Origin of the sequence: Microbacterium sp. SY138, assembly GCF_039729145.1 — a bacterium.
In the GTDB taxonomy this organism is placed as follows: Bacteria; Actinomycetota; Actinomycetes; order Actinomycetales; family Microbacteriaceae; genus Microbacterium; species Microbacterium maritypicum_A.
Genome location: NZ_CP155793.1, coordinates 2,486,249 through 2,505,950, shown reverse-complemented (window position 1 = coordinate 2,505,950; position 19,702 = coordinate 2,486,249). Strand labels below are relative to the sequence as shown.

At 68.7% G+C, this 19,702-nt stretch carries 22 protein-coding genes; 9 read left to right on the top strand and 13 right to left on the bottom strand.

What is annotated here, in order from left to right:
- Positions 1-77: 77 nt before the first annotated feature.
- The 5 genes from ychF (at position 78) to ABDC25_RS11870 (ending at position 4,605) form a co-directional block, all read left to right on the top strand.
- The gene (gene ychF / locus ABDC25_RS11890) at positions 78-1,154 is read left to right on the top strand and encodes a redox-regulated ATPase YchF (protein ID WP_167254577.1); all 1,077 of its coding nucleotides are present in this window, start codon (positions 78-80) and stop codon (positions 1,152-1,154) included.
- 87 nt (positions 1,155-1,241) lie between these two features.
- On the top strand, positions 1,242-1,526 hold the full coding sequence (locus ABDC25_RS11885) for a hypothetical protein (RefSeq protein ID WP_347123047.1): 285 nt from the start codon (positions 1,242-1,244) through the stop codon (positions 1,524-1,526).
- A gap of 133 nt (positions 1,527-1,659) precedes the next feature.
- Positions 1,660-3,321 carry an ABC-F family ATP-binding cassette domain-containing protein gene (locus tag ABDC25_RS11880; RefSeq protein ID WP_347123046.1) on the top strand — a complete coding sequence of 554 codons (1,662 nt, stop codon included), beginning with the start codon at positions 1,660-1,662 and terminating at the stop codon, positions 3,319-3,321.
- Positions 3,318-3,872 carry a GNAT family N-acetyltransferase gene (locus ABDC25_RS11875; RefSeq protein ID WP_021199568.1) on the top strand — a complete coding sequence of 185 codons (555 nt, stop codon included), beginning with the start codon at positions 3,318-3,320 and terminating at the stop codon, positions 3,870-3,872. Before ABDC25_RS11880 ends, ABDC25_RS11875 begins: the two co-directional genes overlap by 4 nt.
- 157 nt (positions 3,873-4,029) lie before the next feature.
- The gene (locus tag ABDC25_RS11870; protein WP_021199569.1) at positions 4,030-4,605 is read left to right on the top strand and encodes an alpha/beta hydrolase; all 576 of its coding nucleotides are present in this window, start codon (positions 4,030-4,032) and stop codon (positions 4,603-4,605) included.
- 39 nt (positions 4,606-4,644) lie between these two features.
- Here ABDC25_RS11870 and ABDC25_RS11865 read toward each other — a convergent pair whose 3' ends face one another.
- The 3 genes from ABDC25_RS11865 to ABDC25_RS11855 all read right to left on the bottom strand — a co-directional run bounded on the left by ABDC25_RS11865 (position 4,645) and on the right by ABDC25_RS11855 (position 5,995).
- Positions 4,645-4,989, bottom strand: a complete 345-nt coding sequence (locus tag ABDC25_RS11865) for a LysR family transcriptional regulator (RefSeq protein ID WP_021199570.1) — start codon at positions 4,987-4,989, stop codon at positions 4,645-4,647.
- Between the two features lie 107 nt (positions 4,990-5,096).
- Entirely contained in the window at positions 5,097-5,396 is a 300-nt protein-coding gene (locus ABDC25_RS11860) for a hypothetical protein (protein ID WP_017828684.1), read from the bottom strand.
- Positions 5,397-5,503: 107 nt separating this feature from the next.
- Entirely contained in the window at positions 5,504-5,995 is a 492-nt protein-coding gene (locus ABDC25_RS11855) for a GNAT family N-acetyltransferase (RefSeq protein WP_084487307.1), read from the bottom strand.
- 139 nt (positions 5,996-6,134) lie between these two features.
- Between ABDC25_RS11855 and ABDC25_RS11850 the strand changes: the two genes are divergently transcribed.
- The gene (locus ABDC25_RS11850; RefSeq protein ID WP_021199572.1) at positions 6,135-6,677 is read left to right on the top strand and encodes a DNA starvation/stationary phase protection protein; all 543 of its coding nucleotides are present in this window, start codon (positions 6,135-6,137) and stop codon (positions 6,675-6,677) included.
- Positions 6,678-6,703: 26 nt separating this feature from the next.
- Here ABDC25_RS11850 and ABDC25_RS11845 read toward each other — a convergent pair whose 3' ends face one another.
- A complete protein-coding gene (locus tag ABDC25_RS11845; RefSeq protein ID WP_347123045.1) occupies positions 6,704-7,231 on the bottom strand; it encodes a DUF6328 family protein in 528 nt (175 codons plus the stop codon).
- Positions 7,232-7,300: 69 nt separating this feature from the next.
- On the opposite strand from ABDC25_RS11845, the gene ABDC25_RS11840 reads away from it, so the two are divergent.
- Complete coding sequence (locus ABDC25_RS11840; RefSeq protein ID WP_021199574.1) at positions 7,301-7,504, top strand: hypothetical protein; 204 nt, start codon at positions 7,301-7,303, stop codon at positions 7,502-7,504.
- Between the two features lie 25 nt (positions 7,505-7,529).
- Here the strand turns inward: ABDC25_RS11840 and ABDC25_RS11835 are convergent, their stop codons facing one another.
- A complete protein-coding gene (locus ABDC25_RS11835) occupies positions 7,530-8,123 on the bottom strand; it encodes a 1-acyl-sn-glycerol-3-phosphate acyltransferase (RefSeq protein ID WP_347123044.1) in 594 nt (197 codons plus the stop codon).
- A gap of 95 nt (positions 8,124-8,218) precedes the next feature.
- Between ABDC25_RS11835 and ABDC25_RS11830 the strand changes: the two genes are divergently transcribed.
- The gene (locus ABDC25_RS11830) at positions 8,219-8,365 is read left to right on the top strand and encodes a hypothetical protein (protein ID WP_021199576.1); all 147 of its coding nucleotides are present in this window, start codon (positions 8,219-8,221) and stop codon (positions 8,363-8,365) included.
- Between the two features lie 34 nt (positions 8,366-8,399).
- On the opposite strand, the gene ABDC25_RS11825 is transcribed toward ABDC25_RS11830, so the two are convergent.
- Positions 8,400-9,878: an MDR family MFS transporter gene (locus ABDC25_RS11825; protein WP_021199577.1), complete on the bottom strand. Its 1,479-nt coding sequence runs from the start codon at positions 9,876-9,878 to the stop codon at positions 8,400-8,402.
- Between the two features lie 165 nt (positions 9,879-10,043).
- On the opposite strand from ABDC25_RS11825, the gene ABDC25_RS11820 reads away from it, so the two are divergent.
- Positions 10,044-12,101 (top strand): ABC transporter ATP-binding protein, encoded by a 2,058-nt coding sequence (locus ABDC25_RS11820; RefSeq protein WP_292776430.1) that lies wholly within the window; start codon positions 10,044-10,046, stop codon positions 12,099-12,101.
- A gap of 106 nt (positions 12,102-12,207) precedes the next feature.
- On the opposite strand, the gene ABDC25_RS11815 is transcribed toward ABDC25_RS11820, so the two are convergent.
- From ABDC25_RS11815 to ABDC25_RS11785, 7 genes are read right to left on the bottom strand one after another with little or no spacing between them, the layout of a single operon-like run.
- On the bottom strand, positions 12,208-12,981 hold the full coding sequence (locus ABDC25_RS11815) for an SDR family oxidoreductase (RefSeq protein ID WP_347123043.1): 774 nt from the start codon (positions 12,979-12,981) through the stop codon (positions 12,208-12,210).
- Positions 12,982-13,012: 31 nt separating this feature from the next.
- Complete coding sequence (locus ABDC25_RS11810) at positions 13,013-13,960, bottom strand: glycosyltransferase family 2 protein (RefSeq protein ID WP_347123041.1); 948 nt, start codon at positions 13,958-13,960, stop codon at positions 13,013-13,015.
- A gap of 22 nt (positions 13,961-13,982) precedes the next feature.
- Positions 13,983-15,119 (bottom strand): cysteine desulfurase family protein, encoded by a 1,137-nt coding sequence (locus tag ABDC25_RS11805; protein ID WP_031207225.1) that lies wholly within the window; start codon positions 15,117-15,119, stop codon positions 13,983-13,985.
- 35 nt (positions 15,120-15,154) lie between these two features.
- Complete coding sequence (nadC, locus tag ABDC25_RS11800) at positions 15,155-16,006, bottom strand: carboxylating nicotinate-nucleotide diphosphorylase (RefSeq protein WP_021199582.1); 852 nt, start codon at positions 16,004-16,006, stop codon at positions 15,155-15,157.
- Positions 16,006-17,529 carry an L-aspartate oxidase gene (gene nadB, locus ABDC25_RS11795; protein WP_347123040.1) on the bottom strand — a complete coding sequence of 508 codons (1,524 nt, stop codon included), beginning with the start codon at positions 17,527-17,529 and terminating at the stop codon, positions 16,006-16,008. The genes nadC and nadB overlap by 1 nt, the downstream gene beginning before the upstream one ends.
- Entirely contained in the window at positions 17,526-18,863 is a 1,338-nt protein-coding gene (nadA, locus tag ABDC25_RS11790) for a quinolinate synthase NadA (protein WP_029266694.1), read from the bottom strand. The genes nadB and nadA overlap by 4 nt, the downstream gene beginning before the upstream one ends.
- Positions 18,860-19,576: an NUDIX domain-containing protein gene (locus ABDC25_RS11785; RefSeq protein WP_167254558.1), complete on the bottom strand. Its 717-nt coding sequence runs from the start codon at positions 19,574-19,576 to the stop codon at positions 18,860-18,862. The genes nadA and ABDC25_RS11785 overlap by 4 nt, the downstream gene beginning before the upstream one ends.
- Positions 19,577-19,702 lie beyond the last annotated feature (126 nt).

The following is a 19,702-nucleotide window of genomic DNA, read 5'->3' as shown; positions in this document are numbered from 1 at the left end:
ATTCGAATGCTACTGAGCTTGCGGCGAACTGCACGAGTGACCACGCGGGAAGGAGCGCCCGATAAGCTCTTCATGCCATGCCTAACTTATCCATAGGAATCGTCGGCCTGCCCAACGTCGGCAAGTCCACCCTCTTCAACGCACTCACCAAGAACGACGTGCTCGCGGCGAACTATCCGTTCGCGACGATCGAGCCCAACGTCGGCGTGGTGAACCTGCCCGATCCGCGTCTGGAGAAGCTCGCGGAGATCTTCGGCAGCGAGCGGATCCTCCCCGCCGCCGTGTCGTTCGTCGACATCGCCGGCATCGTGCGCGGTGCGAGCGAGGGGGAGGGCCTGGGCAACAAGTTCCTGGCCAACATCCGTGAGGCCGACGCCATCGCGCAGGTCGTTCGCGGCTTCGCCGACGACGACGTCGTGCACGTCGACGGCACGGTCAACCCGGCATCCGACATGGAGACGATCAACGCCGAGCTCATGCTCGCCGATCTGGAGACCGTCGACAAGGCGATCGCCCGGTACGAGAAGGAAGTCCGCGGCAAGAAGATCGAGCCTGTCGTGCTCGAGACTGCGAATGCGGCGAAGGATGCGCTGGAGCGCGGCGTGCTGCTCTCGGTCGCCGGCATCGACCTGACGCCCATCCGCGAGCTGGGTCTGCTCACCGCGAAGCCCGTCATCTTCGTCTTCAACGTCGACGAGGCCGTGCTGACCGACGACGCGCGCAAGGCGGAGCTCGCCGCTCTCGTCGCCCCGGCGAAGGCCATCTTCCTCGACGCGAAGATCGAGTCGGAACTGATCGACCTCGACCCGGAGGATGCGGCGGAACTGCTGGCTTCGACCGGCCAGGACGAGTCCGGACTCGACCAGCTCGCCCGCATCGGGTTCGACACGCTCGGCCTGCAGACGTACCTCACGGCCGGTCCGAAGGAAGCTCGCGCCTGGACGATCCCCAAGGGGTCGAAGGCGCCTCAGGCGGCCGGTGTCATCCACACCGACTTCGAGAAGGGCTTCATCAAGGCCGAGATCGTCTCGTTCGAAGACCTGGTCGAGACCGGATCCGTCGTCGAGGCCCGCGCCAAGGGCAAGGCCCGCCTCGAAGGCAAGGACTACGTCATGCAGGATGGCGACGTGGTGGAGTTCCGCTTCAACAACTAGCGCGATTCGTCGGGCGCCTGCCAGGGTAACCCTGTGGACACTGTGGAACGCTCTCGTCGGAGCCTCGCGCTGAAGATGCTTCCCGCCGTGGCGATTCTGTTCGTGACGTGGGCGGCTCTGTGGGCGGCGCAGTACATGCCGACGCTGTGTGCGTTGGCATCGCCGTGCCCGGCTCCCGATGTTCGTGTTGCGCCCGCTTTGCTGTTCGGAGGGCTGATGCTGGTGCCCATGGGAACCCTGGTCCTCACTACCGCCGCCGGTCGTTCGAACGGGTGGGTGCGGGGTGTCGCTTATGTCATGCTCGTGGGTTTGGCGATCGTGGGCCTGGCTGCGGTGATGTTCTCCGGAGGATTCACGATCCCGTTCGTGTAGATTCGCCGGCCCGTTCTGCCTGATCATCGTCATCGTCGCGCTCGTGCTGACCCGCCGACTCGAGAGATCTCGTATCGGCGCTCGCGGAGAACCCGCGTCCGCGGCCCACCCGCACGGGTGACAGGATTGACGGATGACCGCAACACTCGTGGCCCAAGGGCTGGCCGGCGGGTATGGCCACCGCACCCTGTTCGATTCCCTCGACCTGACCGTCACCGCGGGTGACGTCGTCGGCCTCGTCGGGGCGAACGGGGCGGGGAAGTCGACCCTTCTGAAGCTGCTGGCCGGTGTCGACGAGCCCCAGGCCGGCACGATCCGGCTCTCACCGGCGGATGCCTTCGTCGGCTGGCTGCCGCAGGAGCACGAACGCATCGTCGGGGAGAGCGTCATCGACTACATCGGCCGTCGTACCGGTTGCGCGGCCGCGACCGAAGCCATGGATGCTGCCGCAGCGGCCCTGGGGGACCCGTCTCTCGCCGCTCCTGGCACCGATCCTGCCGACACCTACTCCGTCGCGCTGGACCGCTGGCTGGCGAGCGGTGCCGCCGACCTCGACGAGCGACTTCCGGTGGTGCTCGCCGACCTCGGACTCGACCTGGGCGACGACCTGGCCGCAGCGATGATGACCTCGCTGTCGGGCGGACAGGCCGCCCGCGTGGGGCTCGCCGCGCTGCTGCTCTCGCGCTTCGACATCGCGCTGCTGGATGAGCCGACCAACGACCTCGACCTCGACGGGATCGAGCGGCTGGAGGCCTTCGTGCGCGGACTCCGCGGCGGTGTCGTCGTGGTCAGCCACGACCGCGAGTTCCTCGCGCGCTGCGTGACCCGCGTGCTGGAACTCGATCTCGCGCAGAACAGCAACCGGGTGTTCGGCGGTGGTTATGACGCGTACCTGGAGGAGCGGGCCACGGTGCGTCGACACCAGCGCGAGAAGTACGACGAGTTCGCCGACAAGAAGGCCGACCTCGTCGCTCGTGCCCGGACCCAGCGCGAGTGGTCGAGCCAGGGTGTGCGCAACGCGATGAAGAAGGCTCCGGACAACGACAAGATCAAACGCAAGGCGTCGGCCGAGTCGAGTGAGAAGCAGGCGCAGAAGGTGCGTCAGATGGAGAGCAGGATCGCCCGGCTCGAAGAGGTCGAAGAGCCGCGCAAGGAGTGGCAGCTCGAGTTCACCATCGGCTCGGCACCGCGCTCCAGCTCGGTCGTGTCGACACTGAGCTCGGCCGTGTTCCGGCAGGGGAGCTTCCAGCTCGGACCGGTGTCGCTCCAGGTGAACGTGGGGGAGCGGATCGGCATCACCGGCCCCAATGGCGCGGGGAAGTCGACGCTGCTGCGCGGGCTGCTCGGGCGGCAGCTTCCGGACGAGGGCAGGGCGAGTCTCGGTGCGAGTGTGCAGATCGGGGAGATCGACCAGGCCCGCGCCCAGCTCGTCGGCACGCAGCCGCTCGCTGTCGCCTTCGAGGGGCTCGTGCCGGAGATGGCGTCCGGCGAGGTCCGTACTCTCCTCGCGAAGTTCGGACTCAAGGTCGATCACGTGATGCGCGCTGTCGACGAACTGTCGCCGGGGGAGCGCACCCGCGCCGGACTGGCGTTGCTGCAGGCGCGGGGCGTCAACCTGCTCGTGCTCGACGAGCCGACGAACCACCTCGACCTGCCCGCGATCGAGCAGCTCGAACAGGCGCTCGAGTCCTACGAGGGAACCCTGCTGCTGGTCACCCATGACCGGCGGATGCTCGCGACCGTGCAGACCGACCGGCAGTGGCGGGTGGAGGCCGGGCAGGTCGTCGAGGCATGACGAGCGTCGTCATCGACAGCGTCCCGCACGATCGGCTGACCACGAACGACCTGGCAGGGCTGCGGGAGCTTTTCCACGCCGAGTACTCCGCGGAACTCGGGGTGTGGAATCCTGATCAGCCCTACGGTTACGCGCCGCACGACCTCCATGTCATCGCCCGACTCGATGATGCCGTGGTGGGACACGTCGGCTGGGCGCGGCGCACCATCAGCGTCGGTGCAGCCGAGGTCGTGATCGCCGGAGTCGGTGGGGTTCTGATCGCCCCGCAGGCACGAGGAGAGCGGGTCGGCGCCCAGCTCATGGAGTGCGCAGCCGCATCGATGACGGAGGCCGGGGGCATCGCGTTCGGGTACCTCGGATGCCGTGAAGAGGTCGTCGCCTTCTACGAATCCTGCGGATGGCACCGCGTCTCTGCAGCGGAGCACTCGATCGATCGCGCCGGTCAGCCCACCACGCAGCCTCCGGGGCCACCGATTCTGACACTCCCGCTCGGCTCCCCACCGCGCAGGTGGCCCGAGGGCACGATCGATCTTCGCGGGCGGGCCTGGTAGCGGCCGACTCTGCTGATCCGCTGCCGGAACGTCTTGCTGACCGCCGGGTCGGGATACGCTGGAACATGGCGGCTTCGGCCGCGGTTCGGTCGCTGGCGTCCACCGTGGACGTTCCGCCGGAGTTCCTGACCCTGACGGCACGAGGAGATTGACGCCGATGACCGACACCCAGATCTTCGAGCCCGACGGCCGCGCGATCCCCTTCGTCGACGAGGGCGACGGTCCCGTCAAGCTCGTCCTGATCCAGGAGCGCGATCTGGCGGCGGATGTTCTCGGCGTCGTCGCGCACTACCTCGCCGAGGAGGCGGGCTTCCACGTGCTGCGCATCGGTCATCGCGCCGAGGTCAAGCATGAAGAGGTCTCGCTGGAGGATCGGGTCGAAGACGTACTCGCCGTGATCGATCACGTCGGTCTGGGCGACACCTGGATCGGCGGCCATGGCTTCGGCGGTACCGTCGCACGGGCCTTCGCTCTGGCCCACGCCGATCGCGTGAACGGCCTGGCCCTGCTGGCTGTCGAAGAGAATGACATTCCGCTCGCGCCGGTGATGCCGATCCTCATCATCCAGGGCACGAAGGACATCGACGCTCCGTTCGCAAACGGAGAGCAGCTGCAGTCGACGGCGCCGGAGCGCGCGAGCGTGAAGAGCATCGACGGGGCCGATCACATGTTCCCGATGACGCACCCGATCGAGACCGCCGTGGTCATCGAGGAGTACCTCGACTGGGACTGAGCACCTCGCCCAGAGGCCCTCGCCGAGCGACTTGACCCGCTATCGACCCTGACGCTTCTTGTACGGCTTCGGCTGCCCCTTCACGGCGGGCGTGCGGCCCTTGCCCTTCGATGCTTTGGCCTTTCCTCCGGCCGGGGCGGGTGCATTGCGCACCGGCTCCGGAGCCGCGGCGACCTCTGCCTTCGCTTCGACGAGGAGGAGTTCGCCGACAGGGGTGAGCCGGGTCGGGCCTTCGCGATGGACGATCGGATGACCGACCTCGGCTTCGAGCTTGTCGATCGACGTGTAGAGGGAAGCCAGCGGGATGCCGAGCTTTTCCGCCGCACGCGGGAAATGCAGTTCCTCCGCGAGGACGACGAAGCGGCGGAGCAGAGAGATCTTCACGGTGGCCTTTCCAGAGTTCGCACGGGTGTGCGAGCTTCTTCCAGGTTACGCGGTGCAGGCAGACGGATGCCGCGACCCCATCGGCCGCGGCATCCGGAATCCTTCGGTCAGGCGACCTGAGGGGTGACGGCGAAGGACACGGAGCCTTCGTCGTCGACGCCGGCATCGAGGATCTTGTCGTCGAGTGCAGCGGCCGCCGACTCATCGAGGAACAGCCGGGTGCCGGCGACCTCCACGACCTGGTCCTGCGGCTCGGGGTCCGCGGCGACGAGCACGGCGAGGCGTGCACCGCCCTCGGGTCCCTGGGCCTCGGTGGAGTGGATGCGGAGCCCGGCATCCGGTGCGTCGGTCTGACGGCTGACAAGGGTCGTCACGATGGCGGAGGCGTTGTCGGTGAGGGTGAGCACGAGACTCTCCTTCCGGTTGGGGCATGCCACGGTCGCGGCATGTCCGGGCCACGATGCCGGACCTCGGAGATCGTCTCAACCCCCTTGCGCGGATTCGGAGGAGGCTCTTACCCTGCTCGCAGGTTCTTGCGCAGAAACACCTGCGCGGTGCCGTCGCCGTCGGGCACCCGCTCATGCTCCTCATAGCCGCACGACTCGTACAGGCGGATGTTCGCCTCGCTCAGGCTTCCGGTGAACAGCTCGGCGACGTCTGCGCCCGAGGCCTTCTCGGCGCTCTCGAGCAGCAGCCTCCCGATTCCCTCGCCCTGCATATCGGGGGCGATCGCGATCCTGCCGATCAGGAGCAGACCGTCCTTCTCGACGTAGCGGATGGCACCGACGAGGCGCCCGTCGATGCGCGCCGTCAGCCCGGACTCGGACCGCAGCTCCGCCTCCAGCTCGGAGAGCGTCTGCGTCAGCGGCGGCATGTCGACGCTCCCGTAGATCGCGGCCTCCGAGACGAAGGCGGCGCGCTGCACGGTCAGCACCTCGCCGGCATCCGCGTCGCCGATCGGGGAGATCACGATCGCCGGCCGGGTTCTGCTCGGATCTTCGTTCACGGAGTCTTCGTTCACGGAGTCTGCTTTCACGTTGTCTGCGTCATTCACCCGAGCCACATTCCGGGTCGCCTCCCCACGGTGTCAACCCCCTCGCCGCGCGTCGCCGCCCCGGCTAGCGTCACCGGTAGGAGGTCACACCATGGCTGAAAGCAAGACCACGAAGACCGGCGGCTCGACGAAGGGCGCGGCGAAGACGACCAGGCAGCAGAACGCGGAGAAGGGGTTCACCGCCTCGACGACGCTCGCGAACAACCTGCAGGCGGTGCTCGTCGACCTGCTTGATCTCGCGATCCAAGGAAAGCAGGCGCACTGGAACGTCGTCGGACGCAACTTCCGCGACACGCATCGTCAGCTCGACGAGATCATCGACGATGCACGGGCCTTCAGCGACACGATCGCGGAGCGCATGCGTGCGCTGCACGCCGTCCCCGACGGGCGCAGCGCGACCATCGCGAAGACGACGTCGCTTCCCGAGTTCCCTGCGGGGGAGGTGTCGACGACGGAGACCATCGACCTGATCACCGAGCGCCTCGAGGCCGCGGTGGGAACGGTGCGCGACGTGCACGACGCCGTCGACGAAGAGGACCCGACCTCGGCCGACCTCCTGCACGCCATCATCGAGCGGCTCGAGCAGTTCGCGTGGATGGTCAGTGCGGAGAACCGGAGTCCGGCGGGTCGCTGAGCCCTCTCGCGTCCGCGGAGTCGCCGTCACTCGTCGGCGGCTCCGCGGACGAGTGGACTGCCACGCATGACGCGGGGCAGCGCCACCCACAGGGATACCACCAGGACGACCGCTGCGACGAGAGCGATGATCCCCGCCGTACGGTCCACCGTGAAATCGACGATCAGGGTCGTCACGCCGATGGTCAGGGCACCGATGACGACCAGGTCGATACGGACGATCCGGGCGGCGATGCGGACGAGGTCGGGCTTGCGACGGCGGCCGAAAAGTGCACGATGCATCCCCACCGGCGCGAGTGCGAGGATGGTCGCCACCGCAGCGAGAGCGACGAGGACGACGTACAGATCTCGCTGGAGCTCGTCCATGTCGGTGAAACGCGGTTGGAAGGCGACGGCGAGGAGGAATCCGGTGAGGATCTGCGTACCGGTCTGCATGACGCGCAACTCCTGCAACAGCTCGTCCCAGTTGCGATCCGCGCGTTCATTCGCGGTCTCGTCGCGTCCGTCGGCACGGTCGTCGAGACCGTCCCCACGACCAGATGGTTCTGATGTCATGGTCTCAGTGTGGATTCCGCACTCCGGTGCTGTCCAGACGCGTGCACCCGCGGAACGAAAGAAGGCACGATGACGCTCCCGCCGATCCGCGACTGGTGGTCCGAACTCTCGGAAGACGGGCGCCGGGCGGTGCTCGACAGCAAGACCCCGCACCTGGAAGAGGAGGTGCGCGAGGAGATCCGCGTCATCACCGGCGCCGTGGTCGGGATGGTGGAATCGCTGAGCGACGACGACCTCGAGTACGCCCGCTCGCACGCCGAGCACGAGGAATGACCTCCTGCGTGCACGGCTCGGTTGCTTACGCGTCGTCGGTCTCGGTCGTAGCCGCATCCTCTTCACGCAGCCGTGGTTCGGTGCGTCGTTCCGGGCGCACGCCGGCCTTGTCGGCGTAGAACGCGCGGATCCGGTCCATGTCCGACGCGACATCGCCGGTCAGGTCGATCGTCGGCCCGAGTCCCGTGGTCATGGTCGTCCGATCGACGAACCCGAGCGTCACCGGCATGCCTGTTTCTCGGGCGATCCGGTAGAAGCCCGATTTCCAGTACTCGTTGCCGCCGCGGGTGCCATCCGGGGTGACCACCAGGCCGAAGACCGTGCCGTCGTGGACCTGGCTCACGACGTCTTTCACCACGCGTGCCGGATCGGCGCGGTCGACGGGGATGCCGCCGAGGCGACGCATGATCGGCCCTCGCCAGCCGTGGAAGAGGCTCTTCTTCCCCAGCCAGTGCACGTCGATATCGAGCTTCCAGGCGATGGCGAGCATCAGGACGAAATCCCAGTTCGACGTGTGGGGCGCGCCCACGAGCACGGTCGGGCGCGTCGGCGCGGCCTCGCTCACGAGCGTCCATCTGCTGAACGCCCAGAAGATGCGGGCGAGGAGTCGTGTGAGCATGGATCAACCGTAGGGGAGAACAGCTGTCCGCCCGCTGTCGACGCCTCCCGGGCAGGTTCGGCGCCACCGCCTCCGGGCGGGCGTACGATCGAGGGATGAAGAAAACGCAGCAGGACTCCGTGCAGCAGGAAGCGCCCGTCGGGCTGCAGCCGCTCCTGGACTCTCTGAATCTGCTCGAGGGCGATGCTGCCGGCTATTGCAGCAATGGCGTCTGCCAGTTCCCCGCCCCGAAGAGCGAGTAAGCGGCAGACGCCATCGCAGGCCGTCTACGGAGGGTCAGTGACCGCCGTGGAAACCCTCGCCGGCATCGTCGGCGGGCTTGCGGACGAACGGGCTGAGCGCCACCGCCGCGAGCGAGATGATCGCCGCGATGAGGAACGCCATGCGCGCGCCGGGAGCGCCGGCGACCGCGGTCGACAGCCCCTCCTGCTCGCCCGCGTGCAGGATCGACGAGTACGTCACCAGCAGCAGCGCGACACCGGCCGCGCCGCCGACCTGCTGCAGCGTGTTCAGCACCGCAGAACCGTGCGAGTACAGCGATCGCTGGAGCGACCCGAGCGAGGCGGAGAACAGCGGCGTGAACGACATCGCCAGGCCGACCGACATCGCCGCCTGCACGATGATGAGAACCCACCATACGGTGTGCTCGCCCACCGTCGAGTAGAAGAAGAGCGACGCCGAGACCAGGATCGTGCCGGGGATGAGCAGCGGACGCGTGCCGCGCGCATCGTAGACACGGCCCATGACGGGCCCGAGCAGCCCCATGAGCAGCGAGCCCGGAAGCAGGATCAGGCCGGACTGCAGCGGGTTGAGACCGGCGACGTTCTGCAGATACTGCGGAAGCAGCGTCAGCGTGCCGAACATCGACAGCGCCAGGATCGACATGATGATCACCGACAGCGTGAAGTTGCTGGAGCGGAACACGCGCAGATCGAGCAGCGCGTCGTCGACGCGCTGCAACACGAGCTGACGCCAGACGAACAGGCCGAGCGACACCGCGCCGACCACCAGCGAGATGATGCCGGCGGTCTCGCCCGATCCGCCCTCGCCGCCGAACTGGCTGAGTCCGAACACGATGCCGCCGAAGCCGAGCGCCGCGAGCGGGATCGACAGCACGTCGAGCGGCACGGCGCGGGTCTCACCCAGGTTCGTCATCCACTTGACGCCCATGAACAGGGCGATGAGGGAGATCGGGAGGATGATTCCGAAGAGCGCGCGCCAGCTGGCGAGTTCGAGCACCGCACCCGCGAGGGTCGGGCCGATGGCGGGAGCGAGCGAGATCACGAGGCCGACACGGCCCATCATGCGACCGCGGGACTGCGGCGGCACGACGTTCATGATCGTCGTCATGAGCAGCGGCATCATGATGCCGGTACCGGCCGCCTGGATCACACGGCCGACGAGCAGCACGGCGAAGCCGGGGGCGACGAGCGCGACGAGCGTGCCGAGCGAGAACGCGATCATCGCGGCGATGAAGACCTGACGCGTCGTGAACCGCTGCAGGATGAACCCGGTGGTCGGGATGACCACGGCCATGGTGAGCATGAAGGCGCTCGTGAGCCACTGGCCGAGCTCGGGCGGAATGCCCAGGTCGGTGTTCAGATGAGGGATCGCGATCCCCATCGTGGTCTCGTTGAGGATGGCGACGAAGGCGGCGACCAGTAGCAGCCAGATCACCCGCATGTCCTTGCGGGAGATCTCGCCCCCTGCCGCTGCGGGGGTCGTCGAGATGGAGCCGGTATCGACGGCAGACATGGGCGGCCTCCAGGGCGAAGAAGAAACGGAGTATCGCGAGAGTTCGCAAGAGTCACTCAGCGTAACGGCAGCCGCGGACATTTCATTCCGAATTCACAGATATCCGCCGACGGCGGAGGCGCGGGCCTCGGTGTCCCCGCACGTGAGTACGCTGGCGCCATGAGCATGGGCGGCGGCATGGGCGGTGGCCCGCGGGGTGGTGGCTTCCGCGGGGTCGACGAGAGCGCGCAGCGGAAGCTGAATGCCGAGGCCCCCCGGATCAACGGCCTCGGTGCGCGGGTCGTCTCGCTGTTCCGCGCGTATCGCTGGCGCATCTTCTCCACCGGCATCCTGGTGGTGGTCGGCGCCGCGATAGCCGTCGTGCCGCCGCTGATCGTGCAACGGATCTTCGACGATGCACTCTTCCCCGTCGCCGGGGGAGGGCCGCACCTCGAACTGCTGGCCTGGCTCGTCGCCGCCATGATCGGTCTCTTCCTGCTCTCCGCTGCTCTCGGAGTGGCCCAGACCTGGCTCACGGCAACCGTCGGCAACAGTGTCACCGGCGACCTGCGTGTGAAGCTGTTCGAGCACCTGCAGGCGATGGAACTCGGCTTCTTCACCCGCACCAAGACGGGCGTCATCCAGTCACGCCTGCAGAACGACGTGGGTGGCGTCTCCGGCGTGCTGACGAACACCGTCACCAGCATCCTGGGCAACGTCGTCACGGTGATCGCCTCGCTCGTCGCGATGATCCTGATCGACTGGCGTCTCACGCTCATCGCCGTGATCATGATGCCGTTCCTGATCTTCGTCCAGCGCAAGGTGGGCCAGGTGCGGGCACGTATCGCGGGAGAGACGCAGGAATCGCTGTCCGAGCTCACCTCGATCACGCAGGAGACGCTGAGCGTCTCGGGCATGCTGCTGTCGAAGGCCTTCAACCGCCAGCGCACCGAGTCGGAGCGCTACCAGGCGGAGAACCGCAACCAGGTGGTCCTCCAGGTGCGCCGGGCGATGAGCGGCCAGGGTTTCTTCGCCGTCGTGCAGGTGCTGATGGCCAGCGTTCCTGCCGTGATCTATCTCGTCTCCGGATACCTGATCGCCGGCGGCACCGGGGCGATCACCGCAGGAACCGTCGTCGCGTTCACCACGGTGCAGGCGCGGCTGCTCATGCCGTTGATGGGTCTGATGCGGGTGTCGCTCGATCTGCAGACGTCGTCGGCGCTGTTCGCGCGCATCTTCGAATACCTCGACCTCGTCCCGGAGATCCAGGATGCGCCCGACGCGATCACGGTCGACGACGCACCCGGGCCGCGAGGACGCCTGGAGTTCGCCGAGGTGGTGTTCCGCTACCCGGACGCGTCCTCCGACGCCCGTCCGACGCTCGACGGAGTGTCCTTCGTGGCGGAACCCGGCCAGCACGTCGCGTTCGTGGGCCCCTCGGGCGCCGGCAAGACCACGATCCTGTATCTGGCTCCTCGCCTGTACGAGGCGAAGGGAGGAGCCGTGATGTTCGCCGGTGCCGACGTGCGCGCGCTCACGCAGGAGTCGATCATCGACAACGTCGGCATCGTGTCGCAGGAGACGTACCTCTTCCATGCCACGATCCGTGAGAACCTGCGCTACGCCAAGCCCGATGCGACCGAGGAAGAACTGATCGCCGCTTGCACCGCCGCGAACATCCACCACATCATCGCCGGCTTCGAGCAGGGCTACGACACCGTGGTGGGGGAGCGCGGCTACCGGCTCTCCGGTGGCGAGAAACAGCGCATCGCGATCGCCAGGGTGCTGCTGAAAGACCCTCCGGTGCTGCTCCTCGACGAGGCGACCTCGGCACTCGACACGGTCTCGGAGCGCGTGGTGCAGGAGGCGCTCGACGAGGCCGCGAAGGGGCGCACGACCCTCTCCATCGCCCACCGGCTCTCGACGGTGATGGGCGCGGACGTGATCCACGTTCTGGAGGCCGGGCGCATCGTCGAGTCGGGTTCGCACGTCGAACTGCTCGCCCGCGGCGGTCTGTATGCCGAGCTCGCGGCCGAGCAGGTTGCGGCGTCGCGCGTGCTCGAGACCGAGGCCGCCGTCGAGGAAGAAGTGACCGGGGGCGCCGTGGCACCCCTCGCCGATCGCCGCGCGGACAAGGCGCCCGCCGATTCCGCGGGGGCGGATGCGGTCGCGACCATCACCGCTGCGGTGCCGCTGCTCGCCGAGCCTCGACCGGACGAACGGGTCTACCCGCCTGAGCACTGAGTACTGAGCCCTGAGTACTGAGTACTGAGCCCTGAGTACTGAGCCCTGAGTACTGAGTACTGAGCCCTGAGTACTGCACCCTGAGGCGGCGTCGTGGCGGCGAGCGTCAGTGTACCGAGAGGCCGCCGTCGACGAACAGCGACTGGCCGGTGACGTAGGCCGAGCCGGCTCCGGCAAGGAACACCGCCGCTCCCGCGAAGTCGCTCGGCAGACCGTTGCGCCCGATCATCGTGCGCGCGGCGAGCTCCGCGACCTTCTCCGGGTCCTGCTGCAGCCGGGCGTTCAACGGGGTGAGCACGAAGCCGGGGACGAGCGTGTTGCTGGTGACGCCGGTGCCACCCCAGGCCTCGGCCTCGGAGCGCATGAGCGATTCCACCGCGCCTTTCGACGCGCCGTAGATGCCGCTGCCCACGAAGGCGCGGTGGGCCTGCTGGGAACTGATGTGAATGAGTCGACCGTACCCGCGTGCGGCCATGCCCTGCGCAAAGCGCTGACCGAGCAGGAACGGCGCGAGGGCGTTGACCGTCATCGTCGCGTCCCAGTCGTCTTCGGTGATCTCCGCGAACGGCGGGCGGATGTTGATGCCGGCGGAGTTGACGAGGATGTCGGGCGCGCCGAACGGTGCGGCCGCGGCTTCGCCGACCGCGTGGATCCCGTCCCTCGTGCTGAGGTCGCCGATCACGCCGTGGGCGCGGCATCCGAGCGCGCGCAGCTCGTCGACCGTCTCGCGGATGCGATCCTCACCGCGCGCGACGATGACCGTCGACGCTCCGGCGCGAGCGAGTGCGGTGGCGATCCCCCGGCCGATCCCGGAGCTGCCGCCGGTGACGACGGCGGTGCGACCGTCGAGTGAGAACAGGGAGGAGAGGTAGTCGTTCATGTGTTCACCGTCAGGGTTCGGAGGGCGGGGATCACCACGCGAGCGCGGCGGCGATGGCGGGGTCGGGCGCGGCGTCGGCGAACTCGGGGAGGGCCCGCAGCTCCGAGATGAAGGCGTCGACCTCGGCGGCGTAGGTCGGGTCGGCATGGCTCTCGGCGATCTCGAGGAGCGAGGCGACGTCCATCGCGAGGATGAGTTCGATGCGAGCGGTCACCGAGGCGTGGGCACCGGCCTCGTGCAGCACGTGGAGGCCGCCGCGGAGGGCCGCGAGGTAGTCGCGCAGCACCGGCAGCTGTGCCTTGCCCTGAGTGATTGAGGTGCCATCGGCGCGGAGCCGCCAGCGCACGACCACATCGGGGATCACATCGAATGCGCGTGCCCGGGTGTACATGAGCTGCGCGACCACCTGGTCTTCGTAGGCGACCCCCTCGGGGAAGCGCAGGTCGTGCCAGAACGAGGTGCGGCTCACCTTCGACCAGGCGACGATGTTCGAGACCGCCAGGGGGTGCGCGGCGAGGGTCGTGCCGAGTCGCTCCGGAGACGTGGCCGCAGCGACCCAGGGCTGCACGCGGCCGGCGACGTAGCCGTCACCGCGGACCCGCGAGCGTACGTAGGCGCCGGCGACGAAGTCGCTTCCGGTCCGGCCCAGTGTCTCCGTCATGCGGGCGAGGGCGTTCGGCAGCAGTTCGTCGTCGCCGTCGAGGAAACCGAGGTACGGGGTGTCGACGAGCTCCAGACCGACATTGCGCGCGGCGCCGAGACCGCGGGAGGCCCCGTGGCGGATCGTCGTGAAGCGGGGGTCTTCGGCTGCGGCGGCGTCGAAGATCGCTCCTGTGTCATCCGTCGAGCCGTCGTCGATGAGGATCGCCCGCCATCGTGACTCGGTCTGCGCGCGCAGCGAGTCGAGAGCGGCGGGGGCGAAGGCCGCGATGTCGCGTCCGGGGACGATCAGCGTCACGATCGGGGCGGAGGCAGTCACCTGCTGAGTCTATGACCGTGGCTCAGCCGCGGGCCGCGCGCACCGACTCGGCGACGAGCACAGCCAGCCGTTCGGGAGCATCCGGGGGCAGAGCCGCGCGATCGAACGTGAAACGTACGGCGGTCTGCGCCACTTCGGGGGCCACACCGCAGGCGAGCAGCACGTGCGACGGCTCGTCGCTGCCCGCCGCGCATGCCGATCCGCTCGACGAGATGACCCCGCGGCGCTCCAGCTCGAGCAGAATCGACTCCCCGCTGGTGCCGGCGAACGTGAAGCTCGCCGTTCCGGGCAGACGGCCTCGGGAATCCCCGGTGAGCGTGGCATCGGGGATGCTCGTGAGCACCTGGGTGATGAACCGCGCGGTCGCCGATCCGACCTGCGCCGCAACCGTTACGCGTTCCGTCTCGGCGAGTTCCAGCGCCGTCGCGAGTGCGACTGCGCCCGCGACGTTCTCGGTGCCTGAGCGTCTCCCGCGCTCCTGGCCGCCGCCGTGCAGCAGCGGCTCCACCGGCACGCGCCCACGGACGGCCAGGGCACCGATGCCTTTCGGAGCCCCGAGCTTGTGGCCGGCGATCGACACCGCGTCTGCGCCGAGATCACCCAGAGGGAGCCATCCCGCCGACTGCACGGCATCCAGATGCAGGGGGACGCGGGCGGCACGGGCGACGGCGGCGAGCGCCGACACATCCTGGACGGTGCCGATCTCGTTGTTGGCGTGGCCGATCGAGATCAGAGCGGAGTCGTCCCTGATCGCCGCAGCCAGGTCATCCGGGTCGATCCGTCCGCGCGAGTCCACGGGCAGGAGGGAGACCTCGATGGCGTGGAAGCGTCGTAGATAGTCGGCGGATCCGAGGATCGACTCGTGCTCGATCGGCGAGGTCACCAGATGCCGCCGCCCCGTCTCGAGAGCCGCGAGCATGATGCCCTTCACCGCGAGGTTGTTCGCTTCGGTGCCGCCGGCGGTGAACACGACGTCGCCCGTCCGCATCCCCAGCACGCGCGCCACCCGTGCACGGGCATCGTCGAGCGCGCCCGCCGCGGCCTCGCCGGCCGTGTGATGGCTCGACGGGTTTCCGAACACGCCGGAGAGGAACGGCCGCATCGCTTCGAGCACCTCCGGTCGTACCGGGGAGGTCGCGGCGTGATCGAGGTAGAGCATGCCGGTGCGGGGCAGGTCCGAGGGCGACATCGCGGTCAGTCGATCCGCAGATCCAGGCCCAGATCGAGGGCGCGCGCGGAGTGTGTCAGCGCCCCCACCGAGATCACGTCCACTCCGGTGCGGGCGATGTCGCCGACCGTGTCGAGGTTCACGCCTCCCGAGGCCTCGACCGTGGCACGGCCGGAGATGAGGGCCACCCCCGCGCGCAGGTCGTCGAGCGAGAAGTTGTCGAGCAGCACGGTGTGGGCACCGCCGTCGAGGACGGCGGGGATCTGGTCGAGCCGGTCGACCTCGACGACGACGTGGGTCGTGTGCGGGAGGCGGGACAGTGCCTCGCGGAGCGCCGTCGCGAGGTCGAGCCCCGAACGCGTGAGCACGGCCAGGTGGTTGTCCTTCGCCATCACGGCATCCGACAGCGAGTACCGGTGGTTGTGTCCGCCGCCCGATTCGACCGCATGCCGTTCGAACGCCCGCAGTCCCGGCGTGGTCTTGCGGGTGTCGGCGATGCGAGCACCAGTGCCCTCGATCGCGGCGACGTACGCGGCGGTGAGGGTGGCGATACCGCTCATCCGCTGCGTGAAGTTCAGGCCAACGCGCTCTGCGGTGAGCACACTGCGGGCCGACCCCGAGACCGAGGCGAGCACGTCGCCCGCGGCGAACTCGTCGCCGTCACCGACGTGCAGGTCGATGTCGAGAGTCGCGTCGGTGAGCCGGAACGCGGCGGCGAAGACCTCTCCACCACTGAAGACTCCGGGTTCCCGGGCGACGAGATCGGCGGTCGCGGTGGCATCCGCTGGCAGCAGCGTGGTACTGGTGACGTCCCCCCAGGGCGCGTCTTCTTCGAGGGCCGCGCCGACGACGCGGTTCATGGTGGCGGTGGTCAGCATCAGACGGGCTCCAGGATCGATGAGGGGAGGCGAGAAGAGGCATCGGCGGCGGGTTCCGCCGCATCGACACGATGGTGGGCGCCGACGGATACCGTGCGGGCGAGCGCTGCGGTGGCCGTCGCCTGCGCGAGCAGCAGCAGATTCGCGTCTTCGTGCGCCGACACGGTCGTCGGCGCCGAGCTCTCCGCGGTCCAGGTCTGCAGGACGTCGAGCGCGCGGGAGAGACCGTCTCTGTTCCGCAGCAGTCCGACGTCTTCCCACATCAGCCGCTGCAGCGAGGTGCGGCTGAACGCGGGGGCGATCGCACCGCGGCTCCCTTCCGCACGGGGGCGGGCCTGAGGGGAGCCGTGCGCGACATCCGCCCAGGGTCTCGTCAACGCCGCCGCCGCACGGGCCCCGAACACCGCGCCTTCGAGCAGCGAGTTCGACGCCAGACGATTTGCCCCGTGCACCCCGGTGCGTGCCACCTCTCCCGCGGCGAAGAGGCCGGGCACGGTGGTGCGGCCGTCGAGGTCGGTGACCACGCCACCCATCAGGTAGTGCGCGGCCGGCGTCACGGGGATCGGTTCGCGGGCCCAGTCGAAGCCGCGTTCTCTGGTCACCCGATCGATCGTGGGGAACCTCCGCGCGAGGGTCTCGGCACCGAGCATCGTGGCGTCGAGCCTGACCGGGGCGGCCTGAGCCGTGGCGCGGCGTGCGATCGCTCGCGCCACCACGTCGCGCGGTGCGAGCTCGCCGTCGGGGTGGCTGTCGAACACGAACCGACGGGCGTCGTCGTCGATCAGTGTCGCGCCCTCGCCGCGCACCGCCTCGGAGATGAGGAACGCGGGGCCCTTCGCCAGGATCGTCGGATGGAACTGGACGAACTCCAGGTCGGCGACCGCAGCGCCCGCCCGTATCGCGGCGGCGATGCCGTCTCCGGTCGTCCCCGCCGCGTTCGTCGTGTGCGCGTAGAGGTGGCCGGCGCCGCCGGTGGCGAGGATGACGGCATCGGCGGGGATCTCGGAGACCTCACCGTCGAGGAGGATCCGGATTCCGCGCACGGCGCCTTCCTGCCTCAGCAGGTCGACCAGGAAGGCATGTTCGATGAGGGGGATGTCCGTCCGCCGCACGGACGCGACGAGCGCCGCGGAGATCGCCGCGCCCGTGGCGTCACCTCCCGCGTGCACGATGCGGGCGTGGCGGTGGGCGGCTTCACGCCCGAGCAGCAGAGTGCCGTCCACCGCACGATCGAAGCCGACACCGCGTGCGATCAGCTCGGCGATCCGTGCCGCTCCGTCCGTGACCAGCACCTGCACGGCGTCCCGGTCCGACAGCCCGGCACCGGCGTCTCGGGTGTCGGCGGCGTGCAGTGCGGCAGAGTCGTCCGGACCGTAGATGCCGGCGACGCCACCCTGAGCGAGCCCGGTGCAGCCGTCTCCGAGGTCGCGCTTGGTGACGATCGTCACGTCGTGTCCGGCCTCGTGCGCATGAAGCGCCGCGGTGAGTCCCGCAATGCCCGACCCGACGACGATGACGTTCATCGTGCGCCCGCGACCACCGGAGGCCTCGCCGCGAGCATCCGCTCCAGCGCCACACGCGCGGGGTCGGCCACATCGTCGGAGACGGTGATCCGGTTCGGCGTGCGGCCGGCCACCAGCTCCTCCAGAACCCAGGCCAGGTATCCGGGGTGGATGCGGTACATCGTCGAGCAGGGGCACACCACCGGGTCGAGGCAGAAGATCTCGTGCTGCGGGTACTGGGCGGCGAGCCGGCGGACGAGGTTGATCTCCGTGCCGATCGCGAATGTGGTCGGCTCGGTGGCCGTGTCGATCGCCCGGCGGATGTACTCGGTCGAACCGGCCTCATCCGCGGCGTCGACGACCTCCATCGGGCACTCGGGGTGCACGATCACGCGCACGCCGGGGTGCTCGGCACGGGCCTGGTCGATCTGGCCGACGGTGAAACGCCGGTGCACCGAGCAGAAGCCGTGCCACAGGATCACGCGCGAGTCGAGCAGGTCTGCGGCCGAGGATCCGCCGAGCGCTCGCCGTGGGTTCCACATCGGCATGTGTTCGAGCGGCACCCCCATCGCCTTCGCGGTGTTCCGACCCAGGTGCTGGTCGGGGAAGAACAGCACGCGGCGCCCACGCTCGAAAGCCCACTCGAGCACGGTCTCAGCGTTGGACGAGGTGCAGACGATCCCGCCGTGCCGTCCGACGAAGCCCTTGATCGCCGCTGAGGAGTTCATGTACGTCACCGGGATCACCGGCACGCGGCCGTCGGCGTCGACGGCGTCGAGGTCGCCGAGCACGTCTTCGAGCTGTTCCCAGCAGTCCTCGACCTGGTCGATGTCGGCCATGTCCGCCATCGAGCATCCGGCGGCGAGGTTGGGCAGGATCACCGCCTGGTCGGGCTGCGAGAGCAGATCAGCGGTCTCGGCCATGAAGTGCACGCCGCAGAACACGATGGCTTCGGCATCCGTCCGTCCCTTGGCCGCGGTCGCGAGCTGAAACGAGTCGCCGACGTAGTCCGCATGCTGCACGACCTCCTCGCGCTGGTAGAAATGGCCCAGGATCACGACCCGGTCGCCGAGGGTGGCTTTCGCGGCGCGGATCCGTCTGTCGAGCTCCTCCTCCGTCGCCTCGCGGTACTCGGTGGGCAGCTCTCCCTGACGCGGCGCCCCCGTCGGGATCACGTCGCCCATAGAAGAGCCGGGTCCGTAGCCCGGTCGCGCGTCGAAGTCCCACGGACCGGCGGCGAGGTCGGTGGTGCATGTGGCGTCGGTCGACGCGCCGCTGACGATGGCCTGGATCGCATGGTCGACCGAGGCGTCCAGCGGCGGGACGGCCGGCGCGGGGACGAAGGTGATACTCATCGGGTGCTCGTTTCTTCGGGACCGAGCGGGCCGCGATCGGCCAGCTCGACGTCGGTGTTGTCGCGGTACAGACGTGCAGGTCGGTGGCTTCCGGTGCGGAACCGGTCGGTGGGGAGCAGGTTGCCCGCGGCCTCCACCTGACGCCGGAAATTGGCGGGGTCGAGGGTGCGGCCGAGAATCGCCTCGTAGGCTTCGCGCAGCTCGGCGAGGGTGAACTCCGCAGGAAGGAATCCCTGGGCGACGCGGCTGTAGCCGACCTTGTTGCGCAGACGCCACAGCGCGTACTCGATGATCTTCGCGTGGTCGAAGGCCAGCTGCGGCAGCTCGTCGATGTCGAACCACTCCACGTTCTCGGGCGCGTGACCGGACGCGCGATGCGCCGCGCTCTGCGCTGTCACATCGTCCTGTCGCAGCAGCGCCCAGTAGACGATCGACACGACCCGGGTGGGGGAGCGGTCGACGGCGCCGAAGGCGTAGAGCTGCTCGAGGTAGCTGGGGGAGAGTCCTGTGGTCTCGGCCAGGGTGCGTGCCGAGGCGTCGACGGGCGATTCGGTCGGGGTGAGCCAGCCGCCGGGGAGAGCCCATCGATCGGCGTACGGCTCGCGGGTGCGCCGCACGAGGGGCAGCGCGAGGACCGCGCGTCCGTCGTCCGTGCGACGCAACGTCAGGATGACCGTCGAGACGGCGACCCGGATGTCGCTAGTTTGAGTCATGGACACCTTAACCTCCGACACCGATCTTAGTGTCATTCGGACACTTAGTGGGCGCCGATGACGGCGGTCCGCGTCGAGTCCGAAACGTTATCTCGTGGGCGCAGGGAAGCTTGTTCGGCGGGGCGG

Bases quoted from the DNA above. Each gene is read 5' to 3' on its own strand.
- ychF (WP_167254577.1), top strand. From the start codon at position 78: ATGCCTAACTTATCCATAGGAATCGTCGGCCTGCCCAACGTCGGCAAG.
- ABDC25_RS11880 (WP_347123046.1), top strand. From the start codon at position 1,660: ATGACCGCAACACTCGTGGCCCAAGGGCTGGCCGGCGGGTATGGCCAC.
- ABDC25_RS11875 (WP_021199568.1), top strand. From the start codon at position 3,318: ATGACGAGCGTCGTCATCGACAGCGTCCCGCACGATCGGCTGACCACG.
- ABDC25_RS11870 (WP_021199569.1), top strand. From the start codon at position 4,030: ATGACCGACACCCAGATCTTCGAGCCCGACGGCCGCGCGATCCCCTTC.
- ABDC25_RS11850 (WP_021199572.1), top strand. From the start codon at position 6,135: ATGGCTGAAAGCAAGACCACGAAGACCGGCGGCTCGACGAAGGGCGCG.
- ABDC25_RS11845 (WP_347123045.1), bottom strand. From the start codon at position 7,231: ATGACATCAGAACCATCTGGTCGTGGGGACGGTCTCGACGACCGTGCC.
- ABDC25_RS11840 (WP_021199574.1), top strand. From the start codon at position 7,301: ATGACGCTCCCGCCGATCCGCGACTGGTGGTCCGAACTCTCGGAAGAC.
- ABDC25_RS11835 (WP_347123044.1), bottom strand. From the start codon at position 8,123: ATGCTCACACGACTCCTCGCCCGCATCTTCTGGGCGTTCAGCAGATGG.
- ABDC25_RS11830 (WP_021199576.1), top strand. From the start codon at position 8,219: ATGAAGAAAACGCAGCAGGACTCCGTGCAGCAGGAAGCGCCCGTCGGG.
- ABDC25_RS11825 (WP_021199577.1), bottom strand. From the start codon at position 9,878: ATGTCTGCCGTCGATACCGGCTCCATCTCGACGACCCCCGCAGCGGCA.
- ABDC25_RS11820 (WP_292776430.1), top strand. From the start codon at position 10,044: ATGGGCGGCGGCATGGGCGGTGGCCCGCGGGGTGGTGGCTTCCGCGGG.
- ABDC25_RS11815 (WP_347123043.1), bottom strand. From the start codon at position 12,981: ATGAACGACTACCTCTCCTCCCTGTTCTCACTCGACGGTCGCACCGCC.
- ABDC25_RS11805 (WP_031207225.1), bottom strand. From the start codon at position 15,119: ATGCTCTACCTCGATCACGCCGCGACCTCCCCGGTACGACCGGAGGTG.
- nadC (WP_021199582.1), bottom strand. From the start codon at position 16,006: ATGCTGACCACCGCCACCATGAACCGCGTCGTCGGCGCGGCCCTCGAA.
- nadB (WP_347123040.1), bottom strand. From the start codon at position 17,529: ATGAACGTCATCGTCGTCGGGTCGGGCATTGCGGGACTCACCGCGGCG.
- nadA (WP_029266694.1), bottom strand. From the start codon at position 18,863: ATGAGTATCACCTTCGTCCCCGCGCCGGCCGTCCCGCCGCTGGACGCC.
- ABDC25_RS11785 (WP_167254558.1), bottom strand. From the start codon at position 19,576: ATGACTCAAACTAGCGACATCCGGGTCGCCGTCTCGACGGTCATCCTG.